Genomic DNA, 14,781 nt, shown 5'->3' on the forward strand with positions numbered 1-14,781 from the left:
TAAGCTCATCGGGATGCACTCTTTTGCCGCCTACCTGCAATCCGAAATCTATAGGGGATACTCATTTTCTTTCAAATTGCAGGGGTGTTGGTGGCATTTTGGGCTGGTTAGTGATCACCCAGTAGCTGCCGCAAGCTCCCTGCCGGTGCAGATACCCCCATAAAACGGATATCGTCGACAACCCAGCATGTCCCTTCACGTATCATCAGCACTTCGTCTTGCCACATCACCGATTGGCCACCTGCAGTTTGATGCGTCAAATTAACCCGCAGCGGAATATTTCTGGCATCGGTATTGGGAATGGTTGAGGCACTGGCAACGTCGGCACTGGTACTCCCTTCCCGCAGGCTGGTGAAAATATCGCCGTTTATGGTTTGAGTTTTATTCACCTGGGTCGTAGTGCGGTTGCCAGTCTGTTTTCTGGCAATCTGAATTTGTTCGTACAACGCCTGACTCAAATAAGGGCGAAATTGGGCCGAGAGATTATCATCAGGCAAGCCACTTTGATGACCAATTTGTTGCACGCGGAGGTCATAGAATTTTTGCGCTACGGTATCCGGCCCACCTTCAACACAAGGTGCAGTACGGCTGCTGATATCCTTATAAGCGGGATCAACGGTGCTGGTACAGGCGCTAAGTAGAATGGCAAGAGGAAGAACAACGGCAATATTTTTCTTTTTCATATGATGACCTTAGGTGAAAGAATCTGTTATGAAAGTTATTTCAGTATATACCCAAAGTCATCAGAGTTGCAGTTGGTCAGTAAATCAACCATTTCCACCAATTTTTACCTAGGGTGCTGTTTTACTTAGCGCATAACTTACCGTGCTCTTTCAGCCAGCGGGCGGTACGGATAATCCCTTCGTCCAGTGAGACAATGGGCCGATAGCCTAATTCTTCTTCAGCTCGGTGGGTATCCAACGTTAGATCAAAATTGAGCTTAGCGACGCCATAATGTGTCAGCACCGGCTCTTTTTCTGCTTTATTCCCCAGTTTCTCCATGGCTCTGGCCATGATATCCATCATCGGGTAGGGCACGGAGCGGATACGGCATGTCATATCCAACTCTTCCAGTAAATGTTGCACGATGGTGCGCAACGGGCGGGGCTGCTGATTGGTAATATTATAAGCGCGACCGGACAGCGTGTTCTCACGTTGAGTCGCCAGCCACATCGCATGCACTGCATTTTCCAGGTAAGTCATATCCACCAACGCATTACCGCCACGGGGTAACAGCAAAGTGCCATAATACTTAATCATCTGTAACAGGCGCGGCAGCATCACGGTGTCGTGAGGGCCAAATAACCCCTGCGGACGTAAAATAGTGAAATGGGTTTGTGGATTGGAAAGTGCTAATTGTTTGATAACCTCTTCACCGGCAGCTTTACTGCGGGCGAACTCGTTAGCAAAACGTGCCGGGCGGAAGTCCTCCTGAATATTTCGATGGTGGTGATAATCGAAATAGATAGCAGGTGAGGAGATATGAATAAAATTCTCCACACCATAGGCTGCGGCCCATTCCCCCAAACGGCGTGTGGCGCGCACATTAGCCAGTTCGAACGCCTGTTCGGTGCCCCAAGGAGAGGTAAAACTAGAGCAATGCCATAGGGTATCGACGTCTGCCAGCATGGCTTTCGCCTGCGAGGAGACCAGGTTTGTCAAATCTGCATGAATAAATTCAGCACCTATTTTTGTCAACAATGCGCCCATCGCCGGATTGTTGCCGGTGGCGATGACTTTAATACCCTGACGACGGAGATATTCAACGGCATTTCGGCCTAACCCACAGGTTGCACCGGTGACCAATACCTTCATAGCGAATTCGGTTCCCACCAAAAATCAGAATGCTAGCGTTTGGAATCATTCGCCCAGCAAATAAGATGCCATTCTTTCGTGAAATGCGGTGCTATGCAATCAGAATCCCCTGCTTACTTGAATTTGCAGCGTTATTAGCTGCAACGCCCATTAAATAGGGGATGCATCACGCCGTTTGATTTAAGGCTCTGATTCGTTGTGCGCGGGTGCGGTAGGTTCACGATCATATTGCTCGGCCAGCGCCGCGATGCGTTTTGCCATTCCCCGGAAAATAAACAGGTGTGCTGGCATCATTACAAACCAGTACAGTAAACCGCTAAAACCGGCCGGATGCCACCACGCCCGCACATCAATGCTTCGGCAGCCACCTAAATCCTTGATAGTAAAAGTGAGACGGCCCAGACCCGGCGCTTTCATGCCGAACATCATGGCTAATTGGCGTAATGGTTTGATTGTAATGACTTTCCAACCATCAATCAGGTCGCCTAATGCCAGTGTTTCCCGCTCTGGGCGGCCATATACCACGCCACCACCGGCGATGTCATCCATCCAGGCGCGGATTTTCCATAACGGATTGCCATAAAAATAACCTTCTTTACCGCCGATTTGTTGCACCACGTGCCACAGCGCCTCACTGGAGGCGGTAGTCGATAGCTGGCAACCGGCCTGTTTAGGGTAAAATCCGTAGCCGGGCCGCCAGCGGGCGCGGGCCTCGGGGTCGTAGCCCCAGTCGGCGGAGTCGACCACTTCATCTTCACGGCGCAGTGTCTCTTTGACCGCGTCGTCAAAACTTATCAGCTGTTGTGGGATAATCGCCTGCAAAGCCTCACCATTGGCTGGTAAATCATGGTTCAATCCGGCAATCAATGCACTGGCAATCGACGTGGGTACCGAGGTGACCAGATTGATGAAATAAACCGAAATAAACCGGGTAGGGAGTGGGATCGGAATCAGCCAACGCCGTTTACCACTGATCGCAATAAAGCGCTCAAACAGGGTCTGATAACTGATGTATTCCGGCCCGGCAACCTCGAAAATTCGGTTATCTTGTGCCGGATGGTTGAGTAATTCAGTCAAATACACCAGCAGGTTATCCAGTGCAACGGGCGAAGATTTAGAACGAACCCAGCGTGGCGGGGTGAGGATGGGCAGGTTATAAACCATATCGCGCATCACTTCAAACGCGGCCGAACCGGGGCCGACGATAATACTGGCGCGCAGTTCGGTGACCGGAATGCCGCTTTGGCGCAGCAGTTCACCGGTTAACTTACGCGCAATCAGATGAGGCGAGCTGTTATCCTCGGGTTGTAATGCACCTAAATAAATAATCTGTTTCACCGTGGGCGATGAGGTTGCGGCGCTGTGTTGTAGCGCCGTTTTCAGATTATTAGCAGCAATACGTTCCTGTTCAATCAAGTCCTGCCCGTCGCCCATACCATGAACCAGATAATAAACGACATCAATATCTTGCAACGCAGCACTGAGGGTGGTTGGCTGATAAAGATCAACGAAGCGACAATCGACTCCCGACCACTGTTGCTCTTTTAACCACTCAATGCGGCGGGCGGCGGCAATAACATGGTGTCCTTGTTGGCTGAGCTTTGGAACCAGGTGCTGGCCGATATAGCCACTGGCACCTAATACCAATATCCGTTGCGGTGTCATGAGCGCTGCTCGGTCAAAAATTCACGCCACAGCGCAACCACTTTCTCCAGATCATGGCGGCTGATATTGAGGTGAGTAATCATTCGAGTTACCGGGCCTGCACTGATCAATATACCGCGTTCACGCATCCAAGGGCCAAGCTTGGCGGCAGCCTCGGCGGATTGCTTAATATACAGTACGTTGGTCTGCGCTCCGGGTGCTGCAATTTCGATATCCAATGCGCGCAGTTGCTGCTCTAGCCATATTGCATTGTCATGGTCATCTTTTAACCGGCTGACATTGTGCTCTAAGGCATACAAGCCTGCCGCGGCCAGAATACCCGCCTGACGCATACCGCCACCGGTCATTTTACGCCAGCGGCGGGCGCGTTGAATATACTCAGCACTGCCGCACAACAGGGAACCCACCGGTGTGCCCAACCCTTTTGAGAGGCAAATCGTCAGGGTATCGCAATACTGGCTGATCTCGCTTAGTGGCACATTTAAGGCGACGGCAGCATTAAAAATACGTGCGCCATCGATATGCAGTGCCAGTTTCTTCTCTCGAGTCAGCGCCCAAGCTTGCTGTAAATAACGAAGAGGCAACACTTTGCCGCTATGGGTATTTTCCAAACTCAACAGCCGGGTCTGAGCAAAATGAATATCATCGGGTTTGATGGCTGCCAACACTTTATCCAGTGGCAGGGTACCGTCATCATTGGCTTCAATAGGTTGTGGCTGAATGCTACCAAGCACTGCCGCGCCACCAGCTTCATACAGATAGTTATGGGCTTTCTGACCGACAATATACTCTTCACCCCGCTGGCAGTGGGTTAATAGTGCCACCAGATTGGCCTGGGTGCCGGTTGGTAGGAACAGTGCCGCTTCCTTACCTGACAGGCTGGCGGCTTTAGCTTCCAAGGCATTAACCGTTGGGTCATCGCCATAGACATCATCACCCACTTCAGCGTTAGCCATCGCATTGCGCATTGCGGTGTCAGGTTGAGTTACTGTGTCACTACGTAAATCGATCAGCATAATTTTCTCGCGGTCAGAATAAGAAGATATTCTTCATCATAGCCAGATTGATAAAACAAGAAAGGAGTGAAAGGTATTATTTAGCTATTTGGTGAGTAATATTTATCGTGATAACTGATAATTAATTCGAATTGGCATTATTGGCTGATTTATTAGGATTTTTCTCGCTGGGCATAGACCAAACACGAAGATGTATTAATTTCCTCCAGGCATTTGCCTTGTTTATCGGTAAAAAACCGCGTTTCCAGTTCGTGGGCATCAGCCTTATCCAATAATATGAAACCGTATTGCTCCAGCAAGGTATCTATGCCGCGGGTAGTGATACCAAACGTCCACTCTTCGCCAATACTGCGCACACGTTCAACACTCTCTTTTGCGCCATATTCCGGGTTGTGCTGGGGTAAGCCTTCTTCGTCGGTTAATACCGAGAGTTCCGTCAACAGATGAGCGTAAACAAAGTCGCAGATAATTTGGCTACCTTCATTGCAGTAGTCACTTATGGCACTAAACAGTGTTTTTACCTGTTCTGGCTCGAGGTACATCAATAACCCCTCCAGCAGAAACAGGCATTTTTCACCCGCCTGTAACGGGATATCCGCCAGAATGTCCGCCAGACTTTGCAGATTAAAATCAAGGGGTAAAAAAGTTAGATTGGTAGGTGGGGTGATATCGCACTCACGGAGTTTCTCTATTTTAGATTGTTGCATGGCTGGATGGTCTATCTCATAAACCCGGCTATGTTGCAGTGCGTGATAGAAACGAATTGCTCTTGAATCAAAGCCCGCACCCAGAATAAATATTTTACTAAATCGACCCGCGGTTTTCTTAAATAGATCATCGATATACAAGGTTCTGGCGACAATATAAGGGTAAATTCCTGCCGGGGTAGCGATATGTAAACTATCATCGCCCAATAGAAAGGTTTTCTGCATCATAGAAAAGAATGAATGGAAGGTCTGGCTTAGAATAACCGCCACGTAATCATCACTTTTAAAATAAGGCCGTTTATCACCGTATGACTTTGCCCGCAGTAAACAGGTTAATTCAGCCGTAGCCGAAGTCCCTGATTTGGCTCTCTTTGACATAATGACACCACCATAAATAAAGTTAGCGTGCTGCTTATATAGCTACTAACAATTATCCTGATAAATAATGGCAACCACTGATTAAAAGACAGTACGCCTCTATTTGCTATTTTGCTGGGTGACGAGTAAAAAATGTCGTTTATGACACATAAAATATAAGGATAATTTCTGTCTCAATCAGAAACTGGAGGGGGGAAACAATGAAAGTGATTAAAAAACCACTTTCATTGCTAATTATTCTGTTACCAGATGGCTTAGGGAATCAGCGGAGCCAGTTGGTTTTTGCCAGCTCGACCACCTCATCGCCACGGCCATTAATGATAGCCCTTAGCATGTAAAGGCTGAATCCTTTGGCTTGCTCAAATTTGATTTGTGGTGGCATCGACAGCTCTTGCTTGGCGGTGACCACATCGAGCAAAACCGGCCCCGGATGAGCGAAAGCACTCTCTAGTGCGGCATCTAATTCGGAGGCTTTCTCGACCCGAATCCCTTTGATACCGGCGGCATTGGCAATGGCGGCAAAGTCTGGATTATGCAAGTCAGTGCCATCGGTCAGATAGCCACCGGCTTTCATCTCCATGGCGACAAACCCCAGAACACTGTTGTTAAACACCACAATTTTCACCGGCAGTTTTAATTGTGCCAGAGTGAGAAAATCCCCCATCAGCATGGTGAAACCACCGTCACCGCATAAGGCAACCACTTGCCTGTCAGGGGCCGTTGCTTGCGCGCCAATGGCTTGTGGCATGGCATTGGCCATCGATCCATGGTTAAACGATCCCAGTAAACGCCGCTTACCGTTCATTTCCAGATAGCGGGCCGCCCATACCGTCGGTGTGCCGACATCACAGGTGAATATTGCGTCATCAGTGGCATGGCGGCTAATCTGTTGTGCCAGATATTGCGGGTGGATGGGTTGATTATCATTGGCGATCGCCAAACCATCCAGATCTTTACGGGTGGTACGGTAGTGCTCTAACGCTTTTTGCAAAAATGTGCTGTCACTTTTGACTTCTAGTTGTGGCAACAGCGCGCTAAGCGTGGTTTTGATATCGCCGACCAGCGCCATATTGACCGGGCAATGCGCACCAATACTGCCGGGGTTGATATCAATTTGGATGATATTGGCGTTGGTTGGATAGAATGCACGGTAGGGGAATTGTGTTCCCAGCAGAATCAGGGTATCGGCATTGAGCATGGCATGATAACCGGAGGCAAAACCAATCAGCCCTGTCATGCCAACGCTGTAAGGGTTATCCCACTCAATATGTTCTTTCCCGCGTAGGGCATGTACTACCGGGGCTTGCAGCATTTCAGCTAACTTCACCACTTCATCGTGGGCGTCAGCACAGCCGCTACCACACATTAGCGTGATATTTTTCGCCTGATTAAGCGTTTGCGCCAAAATGTTCAACTCACTCATCAGCGGCTGAACTAGCGGTAATTTGGGTGTTTGCCACACGATGGCGGCATCTTCTGGTGCAGGTTGTAACGCCACGTCACCTGGCAATACGATCACTGATACGCCGCGATTGAGGATAGCTTGACGCATGGCGATTTCCAGCACCCGTGGCAACTGTTCCGGGTTAGAAACCAGCTCACAATAGTGGCTGCATTCGCGAAACAGTTCTTGCGGATGGGTTTCCTGGAAATAACCACTGCCAATCTCACTGGAGGGAATATGTGCGGCAATAGCCAATACGGGGACATGATTACGATGACAGTCAAACAGGCCATTAATCAAATGCAAATTACCCGGGCCACAGGAACCGGCACAGACTGCTAACTGCCCGGTGAGTTGTGCCTCAGCCCCGGCGGCAAAGGCGGCCACCTCTTCATGGCGAGTACCCAGCCATTCGATAGTGCCCATCCGATGCAGACTATCACTCAGGCCATTGAGTGAGTCGCCGGTTACACCCCATATTCGCTTAACACCTGCTTGTTCCAACGTTTTTGCGACCAGTGTTGCCACAGTTTGCTTCATAGTTGTGTTCCCTCAAGGATTAATGGCGAGTCATTATTCTATGAGGTCAAAGTATGGCGCGTTTGGCAATAATTGCGCCATTAATGGAGGCTAATCGGCATTCAGGCCAGTTGGACATCACCTTGTAACTGGCAGCTACAAGCTAACACATAACCTTGAGCAATCTCTTCTGCTGTCAGCGTCATGGTGCTGCTGGTGGTATATTCGCCATGCAGAATACGGGTTTTACAAGAACCACAAACACCCGCGCGGCAGGCGGCCATCACCGGTACTTTGTGTTGTTCCAAGGCGAATAGCAGGGACGTACCCACCGGGACTTTAACACTGCGCAAAGGATGGCTGATGGTCATCGTCAATTCATTACCGCTATCGACAACGTCGTCACGGGTGCGGAACTGCTCTTTCTGGAAATGATCTGCTGGAACTGATTGTTCGCGGCAATACTGCTCAACCCAATCCATATAGGGCGCGGGCCCACAAGTCATCACCCGGCGGTGGGCAATGTCAGGTGCTACCTGTTGCATTATTTGTGCATTGATTCTACCTGCAACGAACCCATCGCTGGCCTCTGATTCAGCCATCAATGTGAGCTGTAATTGTTGTGGATAGCGCTGTAACAAGGCTTGCCAGCTAGCGGCAAAAATGACATCTGCTGGTGAGCGCACATTAAATATCACCCGGATATCTGCTTGTGCACGCCGTGCCAGTAAGTCACGACACATCGACATCACGGGAGTGACACCACAGCCAGCAGCTAGCATCAGGTAGTGGTCATCATCAGCGTGAGCACAAGTAAAATCGCCCTGAGCATCGGAAAGCCACAGGTAATCCCCCACCTTGACTTGCTGGGTCAACCAGCGAGATCCTTCCCCATCAGCTAAACAGCGCACGGTGAGCTGGATAAACGGACTTAAACCGGGTGTCGAGGAAAGCGTATATGCCCGCAACGTTTCATCACTATTGCGAATGCTTACCAAGGCATATTGGCCCGGCAAATAAGGATAAAAATCGTGATTAATTAACCGCAGGCTCCAGACATCGGGTGTTTCTTGCCAGATGGAATGAACTTGCATGCGGTTAGGGCACAGGGCGGTAGGACAGTCGGTTGGGATAAAATCAGCGGTTGGGATAAAATCAGTCATCAAAACCTCACAACGAATCAGGTCATTTTCGGGCAAAAAGCCATTAATAGTGCCCGACCAGTGGCAATAAACCACTCTGGCCGGGCAATGTGCCATTACTTAATGAGCCAAAATATTGACTTAACTCCCCAAAATCGCACTCATATCTTGCTCTACGGTGGTAATAGGACGCATACCAAATTTCTCGTAGAGGATGGCCATCAGGTTGTCAGTCAGGAAACCTGGCGCGGTCGGGCCGGTATAAATATTTTTGACACCCAATGACAACAGGGTCAGGAGAATGACAATGGCTTTCTGTTCAAACCATGACAGTACCAGACTGAGTGGCAGGTCATTGACGGTACAACCCAGTTTTTCTGATAATTTAACCGCCAGCATGATGGCGGAGTAAGCATCATTACACTGGCCGACATCCAGCAGGCGTGGCAAGCCTTCCAAGGTACCAAAATCCAGTTTGTTGAAGCGATATTTGCCGCAAGCCAGTGTCATGATGATGCAATCTTGTGGCACACTGCGGGCAAAATCAGTGAAATAGCTACGTTCTGTACGGCTACCGTCACATCCCCCGACCAGGAATACATGACGCAGCTTTTTAGTGGCGACCAAATCAATAACGGTATCTGCCGCATTCAACAAGGTCTGGCGGCCAAAACCGACAGTAATCAAGTGTTCCAGCTCATTATACGGGAAGCCAGCCATCCCCAATGCCTGTTCAATGACGCGGGTGAAATCTTCCCCATCCAGGTGATTAACACCCGGCCAGCCAACAATACTGCGGGTCCAGATACGATCACCGTAATTGCCTACGTTCGGGTCAATGATACAGTTAGATGTCATTAGGATCGGACCGGGGAATTTGGCGAATTCGGTCTGCTGATTCTGCCAGCCACTGCCATAGTTACCCACCAGATGTGGATAGCGTTTTAACTCAGGGTAGCCGTGAGCAGGCAGCATTTCACCGTGGGTATAAATATTAACGCCGGTTCCCTGAGTTTGCTCCAACAGCATTTGTAAGTCTTTGAGATCATGACCGGAGATCAAGATAGCTTTACCGGCAACCGGGCGCACATTCACCGACGTTGGCTGTGGATCGCCATAGGCTTGGGTTTCGCCGTGGTCCAAAATGGCCATCACATTGAAGTTCATTTTGCCAATACCCATTGCATTATTCAGTAGCGTGTCGACATCACGCGGTTGGGTACCCAACCAGGCCATATAAGCATGATAATCAGCATAAATCTGCTCATCGAACTGCCCCAGGACATGGGCATGTTCCATATAGGCCGCCGCCCCCTTCAGTCCATACAAGCACAGCATGCGCAAGCCGTGGATATCGTCACCGACGTCAGCTTTATCGTTGTTTAGCGCAAATTGCAGCGATTGTTGTTGCAGGGTAGGGATATCGTCGGACAGTAGTTGTAGCTCAGCCAGTGGGTGATCAACCGTGATAGTGCTATCAAGCAAGCGGCAACGAATGGCCAGTGATTGGCGCAATAAGATGGCTTCTTTCGCGTAACCGACGATTCTGTCTGAGTCGAAATTCACATTGGTCAGGGTCGAGAAAAAAGCTCTGGGTGCAAAGCTATCAATCTGATGATCGATAATACCAAGTTCGCGGGCGGTCAATGCCCATGCGGAAAGCCCTTGCAGTACAGCAACTAATAGGTCTTGTAAATCAGAGGTTTCGGCGGTTTTTCCGCACATCCCCTGCGCGTAAGAGCAGCCGTTACCCGCAGGTGTTCGGATAGTTTGTTCACATTGCACACAGAACATAATTATTTTTCCTTTTAAAGTTGCATTTGTAATGCGTATTTAAAAGCATAGAGGTGCACCCGAGGTTTAAAAAGGCTTTTTTAATGCAACTTCCACTTGTTTTGATTTGGCGCAACTTTTGCTGCGAATGAGAATTTATTCACTATTAGGTAGGAACAGCGCACAGTGAATCGGCTGATCCACGGCGCTGGGTAATAAAGTGATTAAGAAAAGAAAGCGATCAATACCGGGGCCAGTAAGCTTAGCAAGAAACCGTGGACGATAGCGGCAGGGACCATCTCCAGCCCACCACTGCGCTGCAATACCGGCAAGGTGAAGTCCATAGAAGTGGCGCCACATAAGCCAAGCGCCGTGGAGCGGCTACTGCGGACTAAGGTTGGAATCAGCATGATGGCCACTAATTCACGCGCCAAATCGTTAAAGAATGCGGCACTACCAATTACTGGGCCGAACGCATCAGTCAGCAAAATACCAGACAGTGAATACCAACCAAAGCCAGAGGCCATCGCCAGCCCGGTTTTAACCGGCAAACCGATCAGTAGTGCAGCAAGCATACCACCGAGTAAGGCACTGATTGCTACCACAAATGCCACCATGGTGCCACGGCGGTTCAACACTATCTGGCGGAGTGTCATACCACTGTTACGCAATTGAATCCCCACTAAGAACAGCAGGAAAATCAGTGCCAACTCGCTGCCTTTGGCGGCAAACTGCAACCACTCCCATTGGCTTAGACCCAACAGGAAGCCAACAATGACTACGCCGCACAGTTTTAATGACTCTAGCGCCATATGCAGACGTGAGGGTAATGCTTCCTGCCGATGAGTATTCTTCCACGGTATTTTGCGTTCGAGCAAAAACAGTGCGAGCAAATTGGCACAAAAAATACACAGAAAAAAGATGCCGGTGTACTGGAAAATGAGCAGCAGGTTAGCGCTGAGGTTTTCCAAAAAGGCCAAGCTGATCCCCATAAAAAATAAAATAACGTAAACCATCCAGCTTAATAAGCGGTTGATTAATTGAATTAATGGTTTGCGACTAAGTGGGATCAGATAACCAATAATTAACGGCAAAAGTATGATCAACAATCCTGAATACACGAGTTATACCGTCCTATACCCTTCTTCATTGAGGTTACTGTGGTGTTAGCTGCACTTGCCCACCCGAATCACTTATCGATGTAAGCTCATCGGAATGAATGAACCTACTTGAGACTCACCCTGTGAACGAGCATGAATGTTATGCAAATCGGTTCGAGACCGATTAATCATTCGTTTGTGGACTTGTTGTAACGCCAATGACTTTGGTTATCATGAGCAGATGAATAATGAGCTGTGGCGCAATAAGCTATCTAAAATCAGCGGCAGAGTAAAGCAGTACGCACGGGCCGCGGCACTTGACCCGTAAGGTTTTTTTGCGTCTGGCGTCAAGACAATCGACTATGATTGCTGAGTTAACAGTGTTATCTGTAGTATCAGTATGAATAAATTCGCACCGGAGGCGTAGCATGTATCTTGAACGTGTTGATATTGTCGGTTTTCGCGGTATTAATCGTATTTCATTGAGCCTTGACGATAATACTGTGCTAATCGGTGAGAACGCCTGGGGTAAATCCAGCTTATTAGATGCGCTCACGTTGCTGTTGTCTCCCGAACCTCAACTCTATCATTTTACCGTGCAGGATTTTTATTATCCGGCAGGGGACGAGACGGCTAAAGAGCGCCATTTACAGGTTATTTTTACCTTTTGTGAGAAAGACATTGGTCATTGGCACTCCCCACGTTACCGCCATTTAGCCCCATTATGGATAAAAAATGATGATGGTCTGCATCGTATTTATTATCGGGTCGAGGGGGAACTGGCTGATGATGGCACGGTGTGTACCTGGCGTACGTTCCTTGATTTAGAAGGCCAGCCACTGTCTTTGCACGATATTGAGAAGTTGGCACGTGGCGTTATTCGTATCCACCCGGTATTGCGATTGCGTGATGCGCGCTTTATGCGCCGGCTCCGTAGCAGCACCGAAAACAGCCATGCACCTGATAAAGTGGCGTTGAACCAGCAATTGGATCAATTAAGCCGTGAGTTGGTCCGTAACCCACAGAAACTGACTAATTCAGAATTACGCCGGGGCTTGGAGGCGATGCGCCAACTGCTGGAACACTACTTTGCCGAGTCTGGATCGCAGTCCGCCGGTTTGCGTAATCACCGTTATCGGCCACAACCGGAACGTGAAGCTTGGCTGGCCCTCGACAATATAAACCGGATGGTGGCTGAGCCGAACAGCCGCAGTATGCGGTTGATACTTTTAGGGATGTTTTCAACGTTATTGCAGGCTAAAGGGCCATTGAGTCTCGATCCCCATTCTCGGCCCTTGCTACTGGTAGAAGACCCTGAAACCCGCTTGCATCCGATAATGCTGTCCGTCGCCTGGGGGTTGCTCAGCCAGCTCCCTCTGCAACGGATTACCACGACAAATTCCGGTGAGTTAGTGTCATTAGTGCCGATAGAGAGCATTTGCCGATTGGTGCGCGAATCGGCAAAAGTCGCGACTTATCGTATTGGCTCTCGTGGCATGAGCCCTGAAGATAGCCGCCGTATCGCTTTCCATATTCGTTTCAATCGGCCCTCAGCCCTGTTTGCTCGTTGCTGGCTGCTGGTGGAAGGTGAAACAGAGATCTGGTTACTCAATGAGTTTGCTCGCCAGTGTGGTTACCACTTTGAAGCTGAAGGGGTAAAAGTGATTGAGTTCGCTCAGAGTGGTTTGCGCCCGCTGCTTAAGTTTGCCAACCGGATGGGCATTCAATGGCATGTTCTGACTGATGGCGATGATGCCGGTAAAAAGTATGCCGCCACGGTGCGTAATATGGCGGACAATGGGCGCGATCATGAACGGGATCGCCTGACCATATTGCCAGCACCAGATATGGAACACTTTTTATATCGCGCTGGCTTTGATGATGTCTATCATCGGATCTCAGCAATTCCTGCCAATGCCAAAATGCAGCCGCGTAGAGTGATTGAAAAGGCGATTCACCGTACCTCCAAGCCGGATCTGGCTATTGAGGTTGCCAGTCAGGCCAAAGAGAGGGGGGTAGAATCTGTCCCCCTATTACTGAAAAAAATGTTCTCTCAAGTAGTTTGGCTGGCGCGTGGTCGAGCCGATTAGCACCAGATCACTTCAACACGGGTCACGCCACGTCGTGAGTAAAATGCGTGGCTAACGCCCCCTCAAGTTGTGCAAGTAACTCATAGCGGCGGCGATATTCTGCCCGTTTTTTGCTAGCAATATCTTCAATCGGTTTACGCGCGATTTTGGTCGGTAAATTGAAATGGCCTTCTGTGCACGCTACTCCGCCAACAGACAACCAAAAACTGTCATAGTCAGCATGCAATTTCTCTTTTTTCTTGGCCCGATAGCGCCAGTTTTGATAAATGTGCGTTTCATTCCCCACGGCTTTAATTTGTGTTATTCCCATTAACTCTGCCAGACAGCATGCGGCTTCCAATACCAAACGTTTAGGGAATAAACCATGACAAGCTTTAGTGCTGGTGTGAATTGCGCTGTGTGGTGTTCCATTATCGGCACCTTGTAACCCACCAATAAACAATGTTTTTTGCTGTTGATAGTAAAATAGGCTGAAAGTCAGCACCGCCAGCGTTTGCTGTTGCTCATTTGCCAGCATCAGCGTAATTTCTCCTTCCTTATTGAGTTTTGGAATAACACCCAAATAAAGAGAATACTTTTCCTCATTCTTGCCAATTAATTCAGCCAGTTTATAGGGCGAAGTATGCAAGTAGTTGCGACGTAATGCTGCAGGCATACATTGGTTTACCAAGAGGAAATGATCCTGTAGCACCCCCAGTTTTTGGCGATTATTGAACGTGTTAGTCAGATAAGGACGATGCAACTTACAAGGCAAATCGGGTTGTGCGCGCAGTATACTGTTTAGTAACGGTTGTTTTACCAGTACACCCAATAAACGAAAGGTCAGTTTTGGGCTGATAAGGGTCCGGGCGATAAATTTAAGCCGAAACTGCAATTTTTGCCATGAGCCACCCAGAGCCTGACTACCTTTGAATAGCAATGTAATTAACCCCCAACGGTTAATATTGTTGGGGATTGATGCTGTGTTATTGATGTTATGCATGATTAAATCCGTAATATCGCTGTGTTTCTGGCGCTATTCAAACAAACGGGAACTAAACAGAGGCTCAATGCATCTTAGATTTCGCCTATAGCACGGTTGTATTGATATTTGGTTTAGTTAAATGAGAATTTCTGATGCTATTTTCAGCAG

At 48.8% G+C, this 14,781-nt stretch carries 11 protein-coding genes; 1 reads left to right on the plus strand and 10 read right to left on the minus strand.

Annotated features, from left to right (window positions below):
- Nucleotides 1-107: 107 nt before the first annotated feature.
- The 9 genes from V2A84_RS04725 to V2A84_RS04765 all read right to left on the minus strand — a co-directional run bounded on the left by V2A84_RS04725 (nt 108) and on the right by V2A84_RS04765 (nt 11,580).
- A complete protein-coding gene (locus V2A84_RS04725; protein ID WP_372569329.1) occupies nt 108-683 on the minus strand; it encodes a lipoprotein in 576 nt (191 codons plus the stop codon).
- A 121-nt stretch (nt 684-804) separates the two neighbouring features.
- Nucleotides 805-1,815 (minus strand): NAD-dependent epimerase/dehydratase family protein, encoded by a 1,011-nt coding sequence (locus V2A84_RS04730; RefSeq protein WP_083158412.1) that lies wholly within the window; start codon nt 1,813-1,815, stop codon nt 805-807.
- Between the two features lie 180 nt (nt 1,816-1,995).
- A complete protein-coding gene (locus V2A84_RS04735; RefSeq protein ID WP_083158413.1) occupies nt 1,996-3,480 on the minus strand; it encodes a DUF2867 domain-containing protein in 1,485 nt (494 codons plus the stop codon).
- Entirely contained in the window at nt 3,477-4,496 is a 1,020-nt protein-coding gene (gene ltaE, locus V2A84_RS04740; RefSeq protein ID WP_083158414.1) for a low-specificity L-threonine aldolase, read from the minus strand. Before ltaE ends, V2A84_RS04735 begins: the two co-directional genes overlap by 4 nt.
- A gap of 152 nt (nt 4,497-4,648) precedes the next feature.
- On the minus strand, nt 4,649-5,581 hold the full coding sequence (locus tag V2A84_RS04745) for a class I SAM-dependent methyltransferase (RefSeq protein ID WP_372559353.1): 933 nt from the start codon (nt 5,579-5,581) through the stop codon (nt 4,649-4,651).
- 262 nt (nt 5,582-5,843) lie between these two features.
- Nucleotides 5,844-7,565 (minus strand): ubiquinone-dependent pyruvate dehydrogenase, encoded by a 1,722-nt coding sequence (poxB, locus tag V2A84_RS04750; RefSeq protein WP_083158416.1) that lies wholly within the window; start codon nt 7,563-7,565, stop codon nt 5,844-5,846.
- A gap of 101 nt (nt 7,566-7,666) precedes the next feature.
- Nucleotides 7,667-8,638 carry an NADH oxidoreductase gene (gene hcr / locus V2A84_RS04755; RefSeq protein WP_420072793.1) on the minus strand — a complete coding sequence of 324 codons (972 nt, stop codon included), beginning with the start codon at nt 8,636-8,638 and terminating at the stop codon, nt 7,667-7,669.
- Between the two features lie 189 nt (nt 8,639-8,827).
- Entirely contained in the window at nt 8,828-10,480 is a 1,653-nt protein-coding gene (gene hcp, locus V2A84_RS04760; protein WP_083158417.1) for a hydroxylamine reductase, read from the minus strand.
- Nucleotides 10,481-10,683: 203 nt separating this feature from the next.
- A complete protein-coding gene (locus tag V2A84_RS04765; RefSeq protein WP_083158418.1) occupies nt 10,684-11,580 on the minus strand; it encodes a lysine exporter LysO family protein in 897 nt (298 codons plus the stop codon).
- A gap of 407 nt (nt 11,581-11,987) precedes the next feature.
- Here V2A84_RS04765 and V2A84_RS04770 point away from each other — a divergent pair, with 407 nt between their 5' ends.
- Complete coding sequence (locus tag V2A84_RS04770) at nt 11,988-13,649, plus strand: ATP-dependent endonuclease (RefSeq protein ID WP_083158419.1); 1,662 nt, start codon at nt 11,988-11,990, stop codon at nt 13,647-13,649.
- 22 nt (nt 13,650-13,671) lie between these two features.
- On the opposite strand, the gene V2A84_RS04775 is transcribed toward V2A84_RS04770, so the two are convergent.
- Entirely contained in the window at nt 13,672-14,631 is a 960-nt protein-coding gene (locus tag V2A84_RS04775; protein ID WP_083158420.1) for a VirK/YbjX family protein, read from the minus strand.
- Nucleotides 14,632-14,781: the final 150 nt, after the last annotated feature.

Origin of the sequence: Yersinia sp. 2553 StPb PI (genome assembly GCF_052217105.1) — a bacterium.
GTDB classification, from domain to species: domain Bacteria; phylum Pseudomonadota; class Gammaproteobacteria; order Enterobacterales; family Enterobacteriaceae; genus Yersinia; species Yersinia enterocolitica_E.